We start from the raw sequence: 19,913 nt of genomic DNA, 5'->3' as shown, positions 1-19,913 counted from the left end.
GTGTTGAAGCGGATGTGGGATGAACCGTCGCGCAAATCAACGCGCAGCGATGGCGGCGTCCATCAGGGCCTGTGACACCGGCGTCAGGCGCGGCCCGTCAGTCCAGACCAGGGCAGCCTCGACCGGCCGGTCCGGATACAACTGTCCCAACACCGAGACGTAGACCGCCATCTGTCGGATATAGGCCGGGTCGGCGTCCTCGGCGCGATCAGGGGCGGGACGGTTGGTCTTGTAGTCGGCGACCAGCACCCGGTCGGGCGTGACTACGAGCCGGTCCATCCGTCCCGACACCGGGACGCCGCCGAACACGCCGGTGATGGCCACCTCGGGCCGTGAGCCGGGACCGAACACCGGCGCGAAGCGGGCGTCCTCCAGCACGGCGAAGGCGGCGGCGATCATCTCCTCGCGCTGGACCTCGTCCAGATCTCGCTCGCGCGCCAGAAGACGCCGCGCCGCATCCGGCCGGTCGGCCGGGGCGATGTCGGGCAACCGCTCCAGCAGCCGGTGGATCAGGTCGCCGCGACGGAACCGGCCCAGCACTGCGCCGGGCGTCCCGCCGGTCGCCAGCGGCGAGGGCGCGGCCGCGCGCGCGGCCCCGTCCATGCGCGACGGCGACAGGGCGCCCTCGGCCAGTTCGCGCGCCGGCTCCGACGTCAGCCAGGCGGGCGGGGCGGCGGGCGGGGAGACGGTCGCCGCAGCGCGCTCCAGCCGGCGCGGCTCGCCGCCGAAGCGTCGCGCCGGACCCGACGCGGTCGCGACCTCACGCACGCCCTTCAGCGCGGCCAGGGCCGTATCGATCGGACTCCACCAGGCCCTGACGCTCTCCATCTTCGCCCTGGCGTTGACCCGCCCGCCGACGATCAGCCGGTCGCGGGCGCGGGTCAGGCCGACATAGAGCAGGCGCAGGGATTCCTCTTCGTTGCGCCGCTTGCGCAGCTCGCGCGCGGCGGCCGAGGCCTCGCAATCCCGCTTCGACGAGCCGCACCACAGGAAGCCGCCATCCTCGGTCTCCAGCAGCGCGTCGCCCTTCGGCTCGGAGAAGATGGTGTCGGGCAGGATGACGATCGGCGCCTCCAGCCCCTTGGACGAGTGGGCGGTCATGACCCGCACCTCGCCGCGCGGCTCGTCCATCTCGCGCTTCACGGTCTGGTCGATGGCGGCCAGGACGGCGCAGAACCGCTCCAGATCGGTGACGCCCCGCCCCTCTGCGGCGCGCGCCTGATCGAGGAAGGCGTCGAGCGCGTCGGCCGCCTCGCCGCCGAGCCGGGTCATAAAGCGCTGGCGCACCGTCAGGCCGCGCGCGGCGCGCCGGTTCAGCAGCCGGGCGAACAGGTCGAAGGGGGTGCGGGCCGCCGCTTCCTTGCGCATCCAGCGCACGAGGATGCGGGCCTCGGTCCATTCCGGGCGCTCGTCGGCGCGGGTCTTCAACGCCTGCCACAGACTGCCGGAGCGGCTCTGGGCGAGATCGAACAGGCCCTGCTCGTCGACGTCGCACAGCGGACTGCGCAGGACGCCGGCCAGGGTCAGGTCGTCCTCCGGGAACATGGCGGCGCGACCGAGCGCCAGCAGGTCCTCGAACACGGGATGCTCGGCCAGCTTCAGGCGGTCGGCGCCGGCCACGGGCACGCCGGAGCGTTTGAGGGCACGCAGCACCTCCTCGAACATGGCGCCGCGCTTCTTGACCAGGATCAGCACATCGCCCCAGTCGGCGGGCCGCCATCCCTTGCGGTCGGGCGAGGCCTTGTCGTGGACGCCCTCGCCGCCCTCGACGATGGCGCGCACCTCGGTGACGATCCGCTCGGCCACGCGACGGCGGGCGCCGCGCCGCTGGGCGACGTCCAGCGGCTCGTCCCAGGCCCGGCGTTCGTCGGAGTCGTCGTCGCGCTCGACCGGCCAGATGTCGATCGTGCCCGGACCGTCGTCGCGGCCGGCGGCGTGGCGGATGATGACGTCGGCGCGGTCGCCGATGAGACCGCGGCCTGGGCTGAGCGCCTGCGCGTTCTCTGCCGAGGCGAACACGCCGTCGACCAGCTCCAGCACCTCGGCCGTCGAGCGCCACGACTGCAGCAGTTCGACCGTCTCGAACCGCCGCCCGGCCCCCTCGGCGAGGCGGCGGTAGGTCTGGCTCTCGGCCAGCAGCCGCTCGGGCGCGGCGCCCTGGAAGGAGAAGATCGACTGCTTCTCGTCGCCGACGACGAAGACGGTGCGCTCGCGGCCGTCGGCGCGGGCGCCGGAGCCGGCGAAGAACTCCTCGGTCAGGGCGCGGGCGATGTCCCACTGCTCCGGCGAGGTGTCCTGGGCCTCGTCGATCAGCAGGTGGTCGACGCCGCCGTCCAGCTTGTAGAGTACCCAGGCCGCGCCCGGCCCGTCGGTCAGCAGGTTGCGGGCGCGCACGATCAGATCGGCGAAATCGAGCGAGCCGCTGGCCGTCTTGGCCGCCTCATAGGCCTGGGCATAGACGCCGGCCAGGGTCAGGGCGTGCAGGGTTTCGGTCGCCACACGCGCGGCGCGAGCCTGGTCGGCGGCGGCGACGATGCGAGCCTGTTCGCGCAGCAGCCAGTCGCCGAGACCGGGTTCGGCCTTCACCGCGGCGCTGCGGGTGACCCAGGTCGCGGGCGATCCGTCCTTCGTCAGCACCAGGGCCGCGAGGGCGTCGAAACCGGCCCCGCCGCTGCGGGTCGCCTCGACGAAGGCGTGAATGTCTCCGGCGCGGGACTTGTCGCCGGCCGCCTTGGCGCGGCCGAGGACGTTGGCCACCCACATCCAGCTTTCCGTGTCGATGCGGGCAGGGTCGGCGGCCGCAGCCTCGAAGACCTCCGCATCCAGATCGGCGGCGCCGGACAAGCCGACGGACCGGGCCACCGCGTCGGGCAGGCCCTCCAGGCCGTGGGACCGCTCGACATAATCGGCCAGCGCCGCGCGCCGGGCCTCGAACACGCCGAACATGGCCTCGAAGGCGTCGTGGTGCAGGCTCTCGCTCATCGCCGCATAGGCGTCGGACAGGCCCGGATACGCGCCGTCCAGCGACAGCCGGGCAAGGGCCTGGCGGGCCACGGCGGCGATGGCGCCGGCCTCGACGTCGTCGATGACGCGGAAGGACGGCGACACGCCGGCCTCGACCGGGAAACGGCGCAGCAGCTGTTCGCAGAAGGCGTGGATGGTCTGGATCTTCAGCCCGCCGGGGGTCTCCAGCGCACGGGCGAACAGGGCGCGGGCGCGGGACAGGTCGTCGGCGCCGTAGGTTGCGGCCGGCCGGCCCTCCAGCTTGCCCAGATCGGCCTGCAGGGCGGCGTCGCCCGCCACCGCCCAGGCGCCGAGGCGCTGGTACAGGCGGCGTTGCATCTCGGCGGCGGCGGCCTTGGTGAAGGTCAGGCACAGGATGGCGTCCGGGCGCGAGCCGGCCAGCAGCAGCCGCGCCACCCGATCGACCAGGGTGGTGGTCTTGCCCGAGCCGGCGTTGGCCATGACGAAGGCGTTGATGGCGGGATCGGCGGCGATCGACTGCGGGTTCATTCCTCGCCTCCCGCGTCGTCGTCGACGACCGACCATTCGCGCACCCGCGCCAGGTGGTCGTAGTCGGAGAAGGCGCGCTGGGCGAACTGCGGGGCGGCGCGGGACAGATAGGCCTGGGTGGGCCGTTCATAGTCGCCGATCAGCCGCTTCAGGCCGTCCAGCGCCTCCTCGACCGTCATCGCGACCGTCTGTTGCTTGTCACCGCTGAGGTCCACTTCCTTTGCAGGAGGCCTTCGTCCCGTTACCGTGACATAAAGCAATCTCTCCGGCTCTGGTGCGTCCAGGCCGGGGAAGCCTCCCGCTTGTGCGATCGCGGCAGTCAGCGATAGCTGGGGCGAGAAGCCGGTGCGGACCTGTCTCCACGTCGGCGCGCCGCCGGTCTTGAAATCGATGACGCTGAGACGGCCGTCGCGGGCCTCCAGCCGGTCGGCGCGGGCGCTGAGGCGGAAGGGCTCGCGCGGGGCGTCGATCTCCATGACGCCGCGCTGCTCGATCAGCACGCGAGTCCCGCCGGCGCGGTGGGCGGCCTCGAAACCGACCACCCAGTCGCCGGCGTTGCGCGCCAGCACCGCCTCGCGGGCCAGGGCCGTCTCGGGCATGCCCCCGTCACGCAGTTCCTTCAGATACAACTCCGCGAAGACGGTCGAGGCGGTCGTCGGGTTCAGCTCGGGCCACTGTTTGGCGAAGGCTTCCAGCGCGGCGTGGATGGCCGTGCCGCGAAGACGGGCGTCGACCTGTTCATCCGGCCGGGCCTGGGCGTCGAGCCGCAGGATGAAGCGGGCGTAAGTGGCGTAGGGATCGCGCACCCACTCCTCGACGCGGGTGACCGACAGCCGGCGTGGACGCAGATGCACCGGCGGCGTCGGAGCCGGACGCTGGGCAGGCTGCAGGCTTTCGGGCGGGGTTGCGTCGGCGGCGTCCAGGGCCCGGGCCATGGCGAGGACTTCCGGGCGGCCCGGCAGGCTGAGGCCGGCGCCGCCGACGAGGGTCTCCAGCCGCCACAGCCAGCGCGACTTGACCGACGGCTGGCCGCCGCGCCGCTCGGTGTGCAGCAGGATGACCTCGGGCGCGCAGGCGGACTGGGCGAAGTCGTGGGCCGACAGGCCGATGCGGCGCTCGGGCGGCGGCAGGCCCATGGCCTTGCGCATCGGACGGGACAGGAAGGGATCGACCGGCGCGCCGCGCGGCCAGACGCCCTCCTCGATGCCGGCGAGAATCATGCGGTCGGCCCGAGCCAGCCGCGCCTCGATGGCGCCGAGGATGCGCAGGCGGGGATGGGTCGCGCCGCCGGTGCGGACCACCTCGGCGGTCAGCAGGCCGGAGGTCATGCGTGCGAAATCGTGCCCCGACAGCGGCTGGAAGGCCGCGCCGTCGGTGATCAGGCCGGACAGCAGGCGGGATGCCGCCTCCCCTTCCGCACCGCGCCAGACGCCATCGGTGGCGCCCGCCTCGTCGCGCGCCAGCCGCTCCAGCGTCGCGGTCAGGGCACGGGCGGCGGCGTCGATGGCGACGGGGCCGTCATCGAACAGGGTCAGCCACGGATCCAGCGCGGCCTGCAGGGGCGCCAGCAGGGTCTCGCCCCGGTCGATCCGGCCAAGCACGAAGTCCGCCACCGGACGCTCGAAGCGCGGGAGCCGCTCCTTGGCCAGATGGGCCTCCACGGCCGCCCAACCGCCCGGGCGCGGGCCGCGCAGACCGTAGCGCTCCAGTTCGCGGGCGCGGTCGGACAGCTCGCGGGCGTCGAGGCCCAGATGAACCAGCGGATGCTTGAGCACTGCCAGCACGGTCGCGGCGCTAAAGGGCTCGGACGCCAGCGACAGCAGCAGCGCGATCAGGGTTCCGACCGGGGTCTCGGCCAGCGGCGCGCCGGCCGAGGAGTCAGCCTCCAGGCCCCAGCGCGACAGGCGGGCCTGCACACGACGCGCGAACAGGGGGTCGGGCGTGACCAGGGCGGTCGTCTTGTCCGGGGTCTCCAGCGCCTCCCGCATCAGCACGGCGGCGATGGCGGCGGCCTCCTCCTCGGCGCGGGCCGTGACGAGGGTCAGGCCGTCGAGGCCCTCAGCGACCGGATCGCCCGGCTCTTCCTCCATGCCGTCGATGATGCGGCGCCAGTCGGCGGTGGCCTTGGGCGGGGTTAGGGCCTCGCCGATCAGGCGGCGGCGGGCGGCGTCGCGCGGCGTGCCTACGGGCCGCCAGGCGCGCACGGCCTCGCGCGCGATCCCGTGCCGGTCCAGCAGCCGCTTCAGCGCGCCCTGGGGATGCTGTTCGTCGATCTCGTCCCAGGCGCGGCTTTCCGGGGCGATATCGAGACCGGGCAGGACAACGCAGCCGTTCGGCGCGCGGGCCGCGGCGCCCATGACGGCGGCGGCGGCCGGCACGGTGCCGGTCGAGCCGGCGACGATCAGCGGCTGGTGCGGCGGGTTCTCGTCCCAGCTTTCGGCCAGACGGCGCAGCAGGGCGGTCCGGCGCGCGGCCGGGTCCATCAGGCCCAGTTCGGCGAGGCGCGCGGGCCAGGCCTCGACGGCGATGGCGAGGAAGTCCGCCGACTGCTGCCAGTGACCCGCCATGTCGGCGTGGACGAGGCTTGCGACCTGTCCCGGGTCCGTGACTTCCTCGATCTGGCAGGAGTCGAGGAAGGCGCCCAGCGCATCCGCCATCTCCAGTGCGTGGAGGGGCGCGTTCGCCGCGACGGCGTCGTGGACGGCGATCATCCGCGCCATCTCGAAGCGGCGCGCCATCGGGCTGATGGCGGGCAGCAGGTCGAGCCCGATGTCGCCGGGCGAGAACGGCGGCTCATCCTCTTCCAGGTCGCCCAGCGGGCGGACCTGGGGCAGGAGCAGGCTGCGCCCGCCCGCCTGTTTCGACAGGGCGTCGGTGAAGGCCCGCGCGGCGCGACGGTTCGGCAACAGGATGACGGCGTCCGACAACGCCTCGGGCGGGTTGTCGCCCAGCCAGTCGAGGACCCCGACGGCCAGGTCCTCAAGGAACGGCCGGTGCGCCTCGATGGCGTACCAGCGCGGTCCCGGGACGGCGAAGGGATCGAAGGAACCAGCCATCAGGCTCCGGCCAGCCGGGCTTCGGACTCGTCGCGCGACTGCGGATCGCCGACGTGCATCCAGTCGCCGTCGAGGACGACGCCATACAGGCGGCCGGCCCTGGCCGAGTTGCGCCACAGGTCGGCGAGCGAGAAGGGTCCGTCCGGGCCGTCGGCGACGTAGTCGGGCTTCACGATGTGCACGCCCATGTAGGCGACCGGCGCCGAGGGGGCGTCGCCGCGGAATGTCAGGCGTCCATCGTCGTCCATAAAGAAGTCGCCGGCGCCCTCGAAACCGATGGATCCTTCGCGTCTCGCGAGAAGAAGCGCGACATCCATGATTGACGGATTCCACAGCTGCGCGAGTTGATTCAGGGCGTCCCCCCGGTCGATCCAGACACTGTCGATGTTCGCCACCCACACCGGGTCAGAACCCAGCAGCGGCCTGGCCTTCTTTAGCCCTCCGCCCGTCTCCAGCAGGGTTTCCCGCTCATCGGAGATGACGATTTCGGGGCCACGCGGAGCCCGTTCGGCGAGGTGATTCTGGAGCCGATCGGCGAACCAGTGGACGTTGACGACGGCCTTTTCGACACCCGCATCGGCCAGCCGGTCGAGCACATGGTCGATCAGGGCCCGTCCACCGACCTCCACCAGGGCCTTCGGACGGTCGTTGGTGAGGGGCCGCATGCGGGTGCCGAGGCCGGCGGCGAGCACCATCGCTGTCTTCGGCGCGGTCATTTGCGGCTGCCCTCCGGCACGTGGGTTTCGAACCAGGCGCGGACCGTCTCCAGCCCCGGCTTCTGCAGGTTGGCGTTCAGATGCGCCCACATGCGCGGCATGAAGTTGCGGTAGCGCGGCTTGCCGTCACGGACGATCAGGCGGGCGAAGATACCGAGGATGCGCGCCTCATTCAGCGCCGCCAGGCCGGCGTAGTCCTGCATGAACTCGGCCCGGTCGACGTGCGGGCGCAGGCTGAAATAGTGGTCCAGCGCCTTCGCCTCGAGTTCGGGCGGCACATCGCGCCGGGCGTCCTGCAGCAGAGAGTGCAGGTCCCACGAGGGGTGGGCGCGGACCGCGTCCTGGAAGTCGATCATGCCGACCATGGTCGCGCCCTCGCCGCCGAGGCGGATCAGGTTTTCGGCGTGATAATCGCGGTGGGCCATGACCGTGGCCCCGGCCGCGCCGCGCGCGACCACCGGGGCCCAGGCCGCGATCCAGGCCACCACCGCGGCCTCGTCGAACGACAGGGCCGGGTCGAACTTCGGCATCCATTCCACGAACAGGTCGGCCCCGCCCTGCAGAGCGGTCTCATCATAGGCCAGCAGCGGCCAGTCGCCGGCGGCTCCGGTCAGCACCTCGGGGGCCGGAACGGAATGAAGGGTCGCCAGCGCCTCGACGGCGGCGAGATACAGAGGCTCCTCGGCCACGCCGTCCTCGATCACCCGGGCGAACAGGTCGTCGCCGAAATCCTCCAGCACGGCCAGGCCGGCGACGGCGTCGACGGCCACGATCTCCGGCGCCGACAGGCCCAGCGACTTCAGATGGGCGGCTACGGCGGCGAAGGCCTCGATCCGTCCGGCCGACAGGCGGGCCGTGGCGTTCCAGCCTTCGGCCTTGCGCCGCTCGGGCGTCCAGGCCGGATCGGCGGGCGGGCTTTCGGCGGAGGCGGCCTGGTCCATCAGCATGAAGCGACGGCCGTCGGTGGTGGTCAGGCGTTCATAGCGGCGGGTGGAGGCGTCGCCGGGCAGCGGATCGCGCGCCGCGTCAGCCAGGCCGGCGGCTTTCAGGAACTCGATACGGAGGGCTTCGCGATCAGACATGCAGGTCCTTCAACTTCTTCTCCCAGCCGCCTACGCCAGAAACGGTCGCAACGCGGCCGTCGCCGTCGCTTTCGATCGTCACCGCCAGCCGGTCGGGCCCCAGCCAGTGGCCGGGATCGTCGCCCAGGCGCTCGGGCCATTCGATGACGGCGCAGCCCTCGTCCAGCGCCTCGTCCAGGCCGATCTCGGACGCCTCGGCGGCGCGGGTGAGGCGATAGAGGTCGAAATGGGCGACGGGCGGGTCGCTCTCGTAGAATTGCACGAGGGTGAAGGTCGGCGACGGCACGTCCTCGTCCGGCCGGGTCAGGGCGCGGATCAGGCCCCGCGCCAGGGTCGACTTGCCCATGCCCAGCGGGCCGTACAGCAGCACGGACTCGCCCGGCTGGAGCAGCGGGGCGATGGCCGCGCCGAGGCGTGCGGTGGCCTCGGCGTCGGCCAGCGGGATCGTCAGTCCGTCGTGGTCAGGCAAAGTCAGCGTCCGGCTGGCTGGGCAGAACCCGTTCGGTGAAGGCCTTCAGGGCATAGGTCGCCTTGCCCGCGTCGATATCGAGGCGCGACGACGGGACGGGCTTGCCGACCTTGAGGTGGAAGGCCTTGCGGCGCTTGTTGAGCAGCTCGTGGAACAGGGTGACGTCGCGCAGTTCCTGCGACACCCGGTCGAACCAGTGGAACAGGCGCGAATAGGGGCCCGACACATGGATCGGCACCACCGGCGCATTGTGTTTGCGGGCGAGAGACGCCGCCGTAGGAGCCCATTCGGGATCGGTGACCGAGCCGTCCTTGCCGATCCGCGCCAGGCGACCGGCGGGGAACATGACGACACAACGCTCGGCCTCGAACGCCTCCTTCGCCGCCTGCAGCGTAGCGCGGGTCTTTTCGCGGGTGCGCTTGGTGACCACCCACTCGACCGGGATCACCGCCTCGCCCAGGCGCGGAGAGACCCTGAGCGCATCGGCGTTGGCGAAGAAGACGGCGTCCTTGCGCCGGGCCCGGACAGCGTCGAACACGGCGATGCCGTCGGCGATGCCGGTCGGATGGTTGGCCACGATGATGCAGCGGCCGGTCTCCGGAATGCGGTCGGGGTTCATCACCGACACCTTCAGGTCCAGCAGGTCGCTCATATACTCCAGCGCTCCGGAGCCCGAGAGCGGCTTGACCGCGTCGGCCATGCGCACGGCCTGACGGTAGTTCAGCAGCCGGTAGAGAAACGGACGGACCACCGGCCAAAAGGCGGAGCCGGTGAGACGGGGCGCGCGCTCGGCGATCAGCACATCGCAGATGTGCGGCTCGCGGGTCGCGGACGGGAGGGCGGCGGCGGTCATTCGCACCGGTTGTCGCCGCTCGCGGGGCGCTCGGCAAGCGGCTTGGCGGGGGGCTGTGGCGTGTTAAGTCTGGATAGACAACGGGAGGGTGTGGAATGGCGATCAGGACCGGACTTCTGGCGGGCGCGGCGGCGCTGGCGATGCTGTCGGCGGGCGCTCCGGCTCTGGCGCAGACCCCGGCCGATGCGCCTGTGCTGCAGCCGACCGCGCACGGCGGCCTGAGCCTGGACCAGCTGGCGATGATGGAGCGGGTGTCGGATCCGCGCCTGTCGCCCGACGGCCGACGCGTTCTCTACAACGTCCGCACCACCGACTGGGCCGGCAACAAGGCGTCGGGCGCGGCCTGGATCGTCGAGGCCGATGGCGCGACGCGGCGGCTGGCGGCCTCGGACGGCGGCGTGTCGTCGGCGCGCTGGGCGCCGGACGGCCAGAGCATCTATTTCCTGTCGGCCCGCGGCGGCTCCAGCCAGGTCTGGCGCATGGACCGCGACGGCAATGCGGCGGTGCAGGTGACCACCCTGCCCGTCGACGTCACCGCCTTCCGCCTGAGCAATGACGGCCGGACCCTGGTGCTGGCCCTGCCGGTCTTCGTCGACTGCGCCAACCTGAACTGCACCCGCGACCGGTTGAAGGCGCAGGCGACTGCGGTGTCGTCAGTGCGCGGGTATGATCGCCTGCCGTTGCGGCCGTGGGACAGCTGGAATGACGGACGGCGCAGCCATCTGTTCGCGCTGCAGCTCAACGCCTCGGGCCTGGCCGCCGGCGAGCCGCGCGACCTGATGGCCGGGATGGACGCCGACACCCCCTCGCGGCCGCAGGGCGACGACGGCGAGTTCGCGCTGACGCCCGATGGCCGCAGCGTGATCTTCCAGACCCAGACGCAGGGCCGGACGGAGGCCTTCACCAACAACGTCGACGTCTTCAGCGTGCCGCTGGCGGGCGGAACGGCGGTCAATCTGACCGAGGCCAACACCGCGCCGGACACCAACGCCGTGGTCTCGCCGGACGGCCGCCGTCTGGCCTGGCTGGCCAATCGCCGCGAGAACGTGTTCGGCGACCAGGCCGTGGTCATGGTCGGCGATCTGGACGGCGGCAATGCGCGAGCCCTGACGCCCGACTGGGACCGCGGTCCCGGCAATCTGCGCTGGCGCTCGGACGGCAAGGCGCTCTACGTCCTTGCCTCGGACAACGGCCAGCAGAAGCTGTTCGAGATCGACGCGCGCTCGGGCGCGGTGCGAGCGATCAACGACGGCGGCACAGTATCCGGCTTCGACGAGGCGGGCGGCCGGGTGGTGCTGGCGCACGAAACCTTCGAAGGCCCGTCGCAGGTGGTCGAGGTCGTCAGCGGCGGCGTCAGCACCCTGACCCGGCACAATGCGGAGACCCTGGCGAACACCACCCTGACCGACGGCGAGCTGTTCACCTTCGCCGGCTGGAACGGCGAGCGGGTGCAGGGCTGGACCTTCAAGCCGGCGGATTATGTCGAGGGACGAACCTATCCGGTGGTCTATCTGATCCACGGCGGGCCCAAGTCGCCGTTCACGGACGGCTGGAGCTATCGCTGGAACCCGCAGGTCTACACCGGCGCCGGCTATGGCGTGGTGATGATCAATTTCCACGGCTCGCCGGGCTTCGGCCAGGCGTTCACGGACTCGATCAACGACCACTGGGGCGACCGGCCGCTGGAGGATCTGCAGAAGGGCTGGGCCGCGGCGCTGTCGGCCAACAGCTGGATGGACGGCGACCGAGCCTGCGCGCTGGGGGCGTCCTACGGCGGCTATATGGTCAATATGATCGCCGGCAAGTGGAACGGGCCGTTCGACTGCCTGGTCAACCACGCGGGCGTGTTCGACGTCGGCCAGCTGATGAACGCGATGGATATCGCGACCTTCATCGCCGAGTTCGGCGGATCGTCATGGGACCGGGCGGACCTGTACCGGGAGTTCAGCCCCAATACCTACGTGGGCGACTGGTCCAAGCCGATGCTGGTGCTGCACGGCTCGCGCGACTTCCGGGTGCCGGTGGAACAGGGGCTGGGCACCTTCTCGGCGTTGCAGCGGCGCGGCATCGAGAGCCGGTTCGTGCATGTGCCGGACGAGAACCACTGGGTGCTGAAGCCGCGCAACTGGGTTGAGTGGCAGCGCGAGATTCTCGACTGGACGGACCGTTACACGGCTGAGTGAGCCGCAAGCGGAGCCGCTTCCTCAGTCCGTCGCGCGGTGCTACGCCAGCGTCCGCAAGACATGAGGAAACCGTCCATGCGTCACCGCTCCCTGCTCGCGTCCGCCTGCGCCGCCCTGGCGCTGGCCGCAGCCGTGCCCGCCCTCGCCGAGGCCCCGGCCGCCCCGACTTCCGGCGCGGTCGCGAGCACGCAAGGCTCCACGGCCTTCAACTACAACGACATGATCTCGGCCAACCGGCTGGGCGATCCGCAGGTGTCGCCGGACGGCCGCTGGGTCGTCTATTCGGTGACAACCACGGACGTGGCCGCCAACCGCCGCGCGGGCGCCCTGTTCATGCAGGACCTGCAGAACGCCGGCGAGCCGGTGCGCCTGGCCATCAACGAGGGCGGCGCCAACACCGCGCGTTGGGGCTCGGACGGCAAGCTGTATTTCCTCTCGGGCCGGTCGGGGACCAGCCAGGTCTGGCGCGCCGACGCCGACGGGACCAACCCGGTGCAGGTCACGAACCTGCCGCTGGACGTCAACGCCTACCGCCTGAGCGGCGACGGTTCGAAAGTGGCGGTCTCCCTGGCCGTTTTCCCGAACTGCGCCGATCTGGCCTGCACGGTCGATCGCAACAAGGCCGTGGCCGACGATCCGGCGACCGGCCAGGTCTATGACCGCATGTTCGTGCGCCACTGGGACACCTGGGCGGACGGCACCCAGAACCACCTGTTCGTGGTCAACGCCGACGGCTCGGGCCAGCCGGTGCACGTGACCAAGGGCTTCGACGGCGACACCCCCTCCAAGCCGTTCGGCGACGAGAGCGAGTTCACCTTCACCCCCGATGGCCAGTCGATCATCTTCTCGGCCCGCGAAGCCGGCTCGAGCGAGCCCTGGAGCACCAATTTCGACCTCTACCAGGTCGCCGTCTCGGCTCCCGGCCAGTTCACCAACCTGACCGACAACAACGACGCCTGGGACACCGGCCCGGTGTTCTCGCCGGACGGCAAGACCATGGCCTATCGCGCCATGGCCCGCCCGGGCTTCGAGGCCGACAAATATTCGATCTTCCTGCGCGACGTGGCCTCCGGCGACGTGCGCCAGGTGGCCGCGAACTGGGACCGTTCGGCTGACAGCCTGCAATGGTCGAAGGACGGCCGGACCCTGTATGTCACCGCCGGCGACGTCGGCCAGACCCGCCTGTTCTCGATCGACGCCCGCAACGGCTCGGTCGTGCCGATCACCGGCGAGGGCCACGTCTCGGCCTTCCAGCAGACGCCGTCGGGCTTCGTCTTCGCCCAGGACACCCTGCGCCGTCCCAGCGAGCTGTTCGTGAAGACCTTCCGCGGCCGCGAGATGCCGCGCCAGATCACCAATGTGAACCCGCAGCTGGACGACAAGGTCTTCGGCGAGGCCGAGCAGTTCAACTTCCCGGGCTGGAACGGCGAGACGGTGCACGGCTACGTCATCAAGCCGGCCAACTACGTCGAGGGCCAGAAATATCCGGTCGCCTTCCTGATCCACGGCGGGCCGCAGGGTTCGTTCGGAAACAGCTGGTCCTACCGCTGGAACCCGTCGACCTACGCCGGCGCCGGCTATGCGGTGGTGATGATCGATTTCCACGGCTCGACCGGCTACGGCCAGGGCTTCACCGACGCGATCAGCCAGCACTGGGGCGACCGCCCGCTGGAAGACCTGCAGAAGGGCTGGGCCGCCGCCCAGGAGAAATACGCCTTCCTCGACGGCGACAACGCCTGCGCCCTCGGCGCGTCGTACGGCGGGTACATGATCAACTGGATCGCCGGCCAGTGGTCGGACGAGTTCAAATGTCTGGTCAACCACGACGGCGTTTTCGACATCCGCGGCATGGGCTACGGCACCGAGGAGCTGTGGTTCACCGAGTGGGAGTACGGCGGCACCCCCTATGAGAACCCCGAAGGCTACGAGCGCTTCAACCCGGTCCACCACGTGCAGAACTGGAAGACCCCGATGTTGGTCGTCCAGGGCGACCTGGACTTCCGCATCCCGACCGCCCAGGGCCTGTCGACCTTCACGGCCCTGCAGCGCCGCGGCATCGAGAGCAAGCTGATCGTCTTCCCCAACGAGAACCACTGGGTGCTGAAGCCGGCGAACAGCCTGCAATGGCACAACGAGGTGTTCGGCTGGCTGGATCACTATCTGAAGCCGGCGAGCTGATCGGCCTTCATGGCTGACGAAAGGGCGCTCCCGCGGGGGCGCCCTTTTGCGTTGTCGCGCGTTGTGAGAGCTCCGACGGAGCCGTACGCGTGTTTAACGCCTTGAATGAAAACCCGAACTGGTCGGCCTTCCGCGAGCGAGCGATGGGCCAGGCGGGGACGCGCGTGCGCGCATGGCGCGATTGGGTGGTCGAGAACGATCCCATCTACGCCGCCGTGCGCAAGCCAGGACCGCCCGAGAAGATCGCCGCCGCCATAGCCCTGATCGTGATCACGGCGGTCGTCCTGTTCCTGATTTTCTTCGACTGGAACATGCTGCGCGGACCGATCGGCCGCTGGGCATCGGCGAAATACGACCGCCAGATCGAGCTGAACGGCGACCTCGACGTCAATCTGTTCAGCTGGGAGCCGCGGGCGCAGATCCGCGACCTTCGTATCGGGGGACCGGACTGGGCCCGCGAGAAGGACACGCTGAAGATCGACGACATCCAGGCCTCGGTCCGCCTGCGGTCGCTGTTCGCCGGCCGGGTGGAAATGCCCCTGGTCGCCATCGCCCGGCCGGAGGTGGTGCTGATCTCCACGGAGGACGGCCGGAAGAGCTGGGTGCTGGACCCCGACAAGCTCGACACCGGCGAGGGCCTGAAGCTGCCGCCGATCAACCGCCTGATCATCCGCGACGGCCGCGTCTCGCTGGACGAGCAGAACCGCGACATCAAGCTGGAGGCCACGGTCAACGCCCGCGAGGGGTCGGACGGCGACGCCGGCTTCCACCTGGACGGCCAGGGCACGATCAACGGCACGCCGATGACCCTGATGGTGCGTGGCGGGCCCTTCATCAACATCCGGCGCGACCGGCCCTACGCCTTCCGCGGCGAGGTCACCGGCGTGGGCTCGAAGCTGGTGGCGAATGGATCGATCACCCGCCCGTTCGACCTGGGCCATTTCAATGCGACCCTGAGCCTGCAGGGGCGCGACCTGGCGGACATCTATCTGCTGACCGGCATCACCACGCCGAACACCCCGCCCTATCGGATCGAGGGAGCCCTCACGCGCAGCAATGCGAAATTCACCCTCAACGACTTCACCGGCCGGATCGGCTCGTCGGACGTGTCCGGAGACCTGACGGTCGACAAGGTCGGCGACCGCCGCCGGGTCGACGCAGTGATCAATTCGCGCCTGCTGGATATCGACGATCTGATGACGGTGCTGGGCGGCAAGCCGCAGGTCACCTCCGGCGGCAATACGGTGCTGACCTCTGGCCGGCCGGGCCGCCTGTTGCCGGACGCCCCTCTGAACGTCGAGCGCCTGCGGGTCATGGACGGCTCGCTGAAGTTCCGGGCCGAGCGGGTGAAGCGCAACAACCTGGATGTCCGCAAGGTCTCGGCCGACGCCGTGCTGAAGGACGGCGTTCTGGATCTGAACCCCGTCGCCTTCACCTTCAACCGCGGCGAACTGAACGGCACGGCGAAGATCAACGCCACCCGCGACGTGCCGTACAGCGCCATCGATTTCCGCCTGCGCGGTTATCCGCTGGAGTCGATCATCCCCGCCCGCAACGGCGCCCCGACGGTCACCGGCAGCACCCTGGGCCGGGCCAAGCTGGAAGGGCCGGGCAAGTCGGTGCACGACTTCGCCGCCAATTCGAAGGGTTCGATCAGCGTCATCGTTCCGCACGGCCGCATGCGCGCCGCCTTCGCCGAACTGCTGGGCATCAACGCCTCCGCCGGCCTGTTCAGGCTGCTGGGCGGCGACACCTCGACGTCCGAAATCCGCTGCGCGGTCGCCGATTTCGCGGTCAGCGGCGGCGTGGCCCGTACGCGCACCTTCGTCATCGACACCACGCCGGTGCTGGCTCAAGGGTCCGGCACGATCGACCTCAACACCGAGACGATGAATCTGAAGATCGACGGCGAGACCAAGGAGGCTCGGCTGATCCGTCTGTGGTCGCCGATCACCGTGTCGGGCCTGCTGACGGCGCCGAAGGTCGGCGTCGAGGCCGGTCCGGCCGTCGCCCAGGTCGGCCTCGGCGCCGCGCTCGCCGCCCTGGTCAGCCCGCTGGTCGCCCTGCTGCCCTTCGTCGATCCGGGCCTGGCCGAGGACGCCAACTGCGGCGCGCTGATTTCCGGCGCGCGCTAAGGTCAAGGTGTTGAGCCGCGCACATGCTTCGCGCCATATGGGCCATGACCCGACGCGGCCTGTTCGCCACCGCCCTCGGCGCGCTCGTCGCAGCCTGTTCCCCGCTGGGGCTGCTGAACGGCGTCGGCCCGCGCGATCCTGGCGTCCGTCGCATGGCGAAGGATCTGGCGTACGGTAGCGATCCCCGCCAGAAGCTGGACATCTGGGCCCCGGAGGCCGCCGCCGAACGGCCTCGCCCGGTGCTGGTCTTCTTTTACGGCGGCGGCTGGGATTCCGGCGACAAGGACCTGTACGGCTGGGCCGCCCAGGCGCTGGCCGCGAAGGGCTTCGTGGTCGCCATCGCCGACTATCGCCTGGTTCCGGACGTCCACTTCCCCGCCTTCGTCCAGGACGCGGCGGCCGCCACGGCCTTCTCCGCCACGGTGGCGGCGCGTTACGGCGGCGACCCGGCGCGGCTGGGCGTCATCGGCCACTCGGCCGGGGCCTATCTGGCCATGATGATCGCCCTGGACCGGCGCTACATGGCGGGACTGGATGCGCCGGACCTGATCCGTGCGGCGGCAGGTCTGTCCGGCCCCTACGACTTCTATCCCTTCGATGTTCCGGCCTCGATCAACGCCTTCGGCCGCGCGCCCGATCCGACCCTGACCCAGCCGGTGTCCTTCGTCCGCGCCGACGCCCCGCCGCTTTGGCTGGGACACGGTACAGAAGACGTCGTGGTCGAGCCGGTCGACACCACCATCCTGTGCGACCGCATGCGCGCCGCCGGCGGCCGCTGCGAGGCGAAGCTTTATCCGGGGCTCTCGCACCAGGACACTCTGGCGACCTTCTCGCCCCTGTTCCGCAAGAAGGCGCCCGTGCTGGCCGACGTGACCGCCTTCCTGCATCGGGAGCTGGATTGACGCCCAAGCTCCACCGTCTCGCCTTGGTCACGATCTTCCGTTAAGGGAGGTCATGACAGAAACGATGACAGCACAGGCGGCTCTGGACCGCCTCGAAACCCTCTACAATCAATCCGTCGCCAATCTGCGCGACGCCGTCAGGACCTTCCTGGACACAGGACAGCGGCCTGACCCCGTGGCCCGGGCCGAGGGCCTGTTCGCCTATCCCGAGCTGCGCGTCAGCTGGTTCGGCGATCGTCCGACCAACCTCGCCATCCGCGCCTACGCCCGCCTCTCGCGGCCGGGCATCTACGCCACCACCATCACCCGGCCGGACCTGTTCCGTTCCTATCTGAACGAGCAGCTGGCCCTGCTGGAGCAGGACTACGGTGCGACCTTCGACGTCGGACCGTCGCAGCAGGAAATCCCCTTCCCCTACGTTCTGGACGGCTCGGACGTGGTCCTGGACCCGTCGATGACGGCGGCCATCGCGCGGCATTTCCCGACCACCGACCTGGCCCACATCGGCGACGAAATCTCCGACGGCATGTTCGATCCGGCCGAGGATTTCCCGCTGTCGCAGTTCGACGGCCTGCGCACCGACTTCTCGCTGGCGCGCCTGCGCCACTACACCGGCACGCCGGTCGAGGACGTGCAGAACTACATCCTGTTCACCAACTACAACCGCTACGTCGACGAGTTCGTGCGCTGGGCCCTGGCCCAGCTGCAGGACCCGAACAGCATCTATGAGACCTTCTCGACCTCGGGCGGGGTGGTGGTCACTCGCGACACGCCGAACCCGGAGGCCGTCGTCGCCGACGCCGCCTGGAAGAAGCACCAGATGCCGGCCTATCACCTGACGGCGCCGGGCTGGAACGGCATCACCATGGTCAACATCGGGGTCGGTCCGTCCAACGCCAAAACCATCTGCGACCACCTGGCCGTGACCCGTCCGCACGCCTGGATGATGATCGGCCACTGCGGCGGCCTGCGCCCCAGCCAGACCATCGGCGACTATGTGCTGGCCCACGCCTATCTGCGCGACGACCACGTGCTGGACGCGGTGCTGCCGCCGGACATCCCGATCCCCTCGATCGCCGAGGTTCAACGCGCCCTGTACGACGCCGCCAAGATCGTCTCCGGTTCGCCGGGCGAGGAGATCAAGCGTCGCCTCCGCACCGGGACCGTGGTCACTACCGACGACCGGAACTGGGAGCTGCGCTATTCGAAATCGGCGCTGCGCTTCAACCAGAGCCGCGCCGTCGCCATCGACATGGAAAGCGCCACCATCGCCGCCCAGGGCTATCGCTTCCGGGTGCCCTACGGGACGCTGCTGTGCGTGTCGGACAAGCCCCTGCACGGCGAGATCAAGCTGCCGGGTCAGGCCAACCGGTTCTACGAGGGGTCGATCTCGGAACACCTGCAGATCGGCATCCAGGCCGTGGATCTGCTGCGCGCCGAAGGCAACCGCCTGCACAGCCGAAAGCTCCGCGCCTTCGACGAGCCGCCGTTCCGGTAGACAGCTACTTCCTCAACCGCTTCGCATTGGCGACGGCGGTGGCGTGGATCGGCTTCAGCGCATCGGCCTGACCCTTCAGCAGTTCGCTGGTCAGGCCGAGGGTCTGGTTCGCCGCCCGGCCCCACCAGCCGATCGCCCAGGCGTACTGGGCCTGGGCCAGGGCCGCGGGGCTGGACGCCGTCGTCATGGCCGAGGCGGCTTGCGAGGCATGGCTGAGTTCGCTCATGGCGCTGGCGCCGAGGCGGCCGCCGATCGTCCCCATGGTCTTCGCCATCGAGGACGCGGACTCCGACAGGGCCTCGACCTTTTCGGAGCCCATCAGCGACAGCTCCTTCAGGTCGGCCTTGCGCGGATCGGCCAGGCCGGCCGCCATGATCTCCATCCGCGCGGCGATCACGTCGCCGGCGGCCTTCATCATCTCGCCGCCGGACAGGGCGGTCGCGGCGGCCGAACTCGCATTGCGGGTCAGGCGGCGGCCGGTCTTCACGGCTTGATCGAATTGGGTCATGCGCCAGCCTTGGGCCCCAATCAGGCCCCCGGCAAGACCTCGTTGGAGAAGTCGGCCACGTCCTTCAGCAGGGCGGCCACCGAGGCGTCGATGATCTGCTGGCCCTTCTCCGGGCTGGCCTGGGCCGGGTCCGAGCCGATGCGGCCGTCGGGGAAGCGGGCGCGGTAGTCCAGGGCGTCGCGGATCGGGCCGACCGGCGCGATCTGCGGGCTGTAGTCGGCGATCTTGATGCGGTCCGGATAGGCGGCCTGGGTCACCGCGATCTCGGACGGCGTGGCGTGCATGCCGTGGCCGGTCGGGAAGATGCGGTTGCACAGGCTGTTGACGCCCGGCAGGTCCCACCAGTTGCGCAGCTTCAGCACGTACGGCGGTTGCTCCTCGACGAAGCTCCACTCGGCGTAGATCTCGGCGAAGGTAGCCTCGATGGTGGCGACATTGCCGCCGTGGCCGTTGAGGAAATAGATCCGCTCGAAGCCGTGACGGCTGAGCGACGACACCCAGTCGGTGATCGCGGCCATGAAGGTGGAGGGCCGGAGGCTGATGGTGCCGGCGAAGGCCAGGTGGTGCTGGGCCATGCCGATGTTGAAGGTCGGGGCCACCACCAGCGAGGCGTCCTGCTTCTCCGCCGCGTGGGAGATGATCTCCGGGCACAGCCAGTCGGTGCCCAGCAGGCCGGTCGGGCCGTGCTGCTCGTTCGAGCCGATCGGCACGACCACCGTCTTCGTGGTCTTCAGGGCCGCATCGATTTCAGGCCAGGACGACAGGTGGATCAGCATGGGCGCACTCTCAAAACAGGGACGAAAGGGCTCTACGCCGATCC

13 protein-coding genes are annotated in these 19,913 nt (G+C 70.3%); 5 read left to right on the top strand and 8 right to left on the bottom strand.

Annotated features, from left to right (window positions below; translation table 11 throughout):
- Positions 1-36 precede the first annotated feature (36 nt).
- From addA to GGR12_RS02310, 6 genes are read right to left on the bottom strand one after another with little or no spacing between them, the layout of a single operon-like run.
- Entirely contained in the window at positions 37-3,513 is a 3,477-nt protein-coding gene (addA, locus tag GGR12_RS02335) for a double-strand break repair helicase AddA (protein ID WP_183202469.1), read from the bottom strand.
- Positions 3,510-6,569, bottom strand: a complete 3,060-nt coding sequence (gene addB / locus GGR12_RS02330; RefSeq protein WP_183202467.1) for a double-strand break repair protein AddB — start codon at positions 6,567-6,569, stop codon at positions 3,510-3,512. The genes addA and addB overlap by 4 nt, the downstream gene beginning before the upstream one ends.
- Positions 6,569-7,285, bottom strand: a complete 717-nt coding sequence (gene murU / locus GGR12_RS02325; RefSeq protein ID WP_183202465.1) for an N-acetylmuramate alpha-1-phosphate uridylyltransferase MurU — start codon at positions 7,283-7,285, stop codon at positions 6,569-6,571. The genes addB and murU overlap by 1 nt, the downstream gene beginning before the upstream one ends.
- Positions 7,282-8,367, bottom strand: a complete 1,086-nt coding sequence (amgK, locus tag GGR12_RS02320) for an N-acetylmuramate/N-acetylglucosamine kinase AmgK (protein ID WP_183202463.1) — start codon at positions 8,365-8,367, stop codon at positions 7,282-7,284. The genes murU and amgK overlap by 4 nt, the downstream gene beginning before the upstream one ends.
- On the bottom strand, positions 8,360-8,836 hold the full coding sequence (tsaE, locus tag GGR12_RS02315; protein ID WP_246328712.1) for a tRNA (adenosine(37)-N6)-threonylcarbamoyltransferase complex ATPase subunit type 1 TsaE: 477 nt from the start codon (positions 8,834-8,836) through the stop codon (positions 8,360-8,362). Before tsaE ends, amgK begins: the two co-directional genes overlap by 8 nt.
- Positions 8,829-9,689 (bottom strand): GNAT family N-acetyltransferase, encoded by an 861-nt coding sequence (locus GGR12_RS02310; protein WP_183202461.1) that lies wholly within the window; start codon positions 9,687-9,689, stop codon positions 8,829-8,831. Before GGR12_RS02310 ends, tsaE begins: the two co-directional genes overlap by 8 nt.
- A 95-nt stretch (positions 9,690-9,784) precedes the next feature.
- Between GGR12_RS02310 and GGR12_RS02305 the strand changes: the two genes are divergently transcribed.
- The 5 genes from GGR12_RS02305 (at position 9,785) to GGR12_RS02285 (ending at position 18,585) form a co-directional block, all read left to right on the top strand.
- Positions 9,785-11,872 carry an alpha/beta hydrolase family protein gene (locus GGR12_RS02305; protein ID WP_183202458.1) on the top strand — a complete coding sequence of 696 codons (2,088 nt, stop codon included), beginning with the start codon at positions 9,785-9,787 and terminating at the stop codon, positions 11,870-11,872.
- 75 nt (positions 11,873-11,947) lie between these two features.
- On the top strand, positions 11,948-14,050 hold the full coding sequence (locus tag GGR12_RS02300; RefSeq protein ID WP_183202456.1) for a S9 family peptidase: 2,103 nt from the start codon (positions 11,948-11,950) through the stop codon (positions 14,048-14,050).
- Positions 14,051-14,139: 89 nt separating this feature from the next.
- A complete protein-coding gene (locus GGR12_RS02295) occupies positions 14,140-16,185 on the top strand; it encodes an AsmA family protein (protein WP_343053062.1) in 2,046 nt (681 codons plus the stop codon).
- 23 nt (positions 16,186-16,208) lie between these two features.
- Positions 16,209-17,087, top strand: coding sequence for an alpha/beta hydrolase (locus GGR12_RS02290; protein ID WP_246328711.1), 879 nt, complete (start codon positions 16,209-16,211; stop codon positions 17,085-17,087).
- Positions 17,088-17,139: 52 nt separating this feature from the next.
- Positions 17,140-18,585, top strand: a complete 1,446-nt coding sequence (locus tag GGR12_RS02285; RefSeq protein WP_183202454.1) for an AMP nucleosidase — start codon at positions 17,140-17,142, stop codon at positions 18,583-18,585.
- 4 nt (positions 18,586-18,589) lie between these two features.
- On the opposite strand, the gene GGR12_RS02280 is transcribed toward GGR12_RS02285, so the two are convergent.
- Entirely contained in the window at positions 18,590-19,093 is a 504-nt protein-coding gene (locus GGR12_RS02280) for a phasin (protein WP_246328710.1), read from the bottom strand.
- A 20-nt stretch (positions 19,094-19,113) separates the two neighbouring features.
- Positions 19,114-19,869 carry a creatininase family protein gene (locus tag GGR12_RS02275; protein WP_183202452.1) on the bottom strand — a complete coding sequence of 252 codons (756 nt, stop codon included), beginning with the start codon at positions 19,867-19,869 and terminating at the stop codon, positions 19,114-19,116.
- Between the last annotated feature and the right edge of the window lie 44 nt (positions 19,870-19,913).

It is taken from the genome of Brevundimonas lenta, from assembly GCF_014196335.1.
Taxonomy (GTDB): domain Bacteria; phylum Pseudomonadota; class Alphaproteobacteria; order Caulobacterales; family Caulobacteraceae; genus Brevundimonas; species Brevundimonas lenta.
Note: the sequence above shows the minus strand (reverse complement) of the source record. Positions and strands in the feature narration are given on the sequence as shown.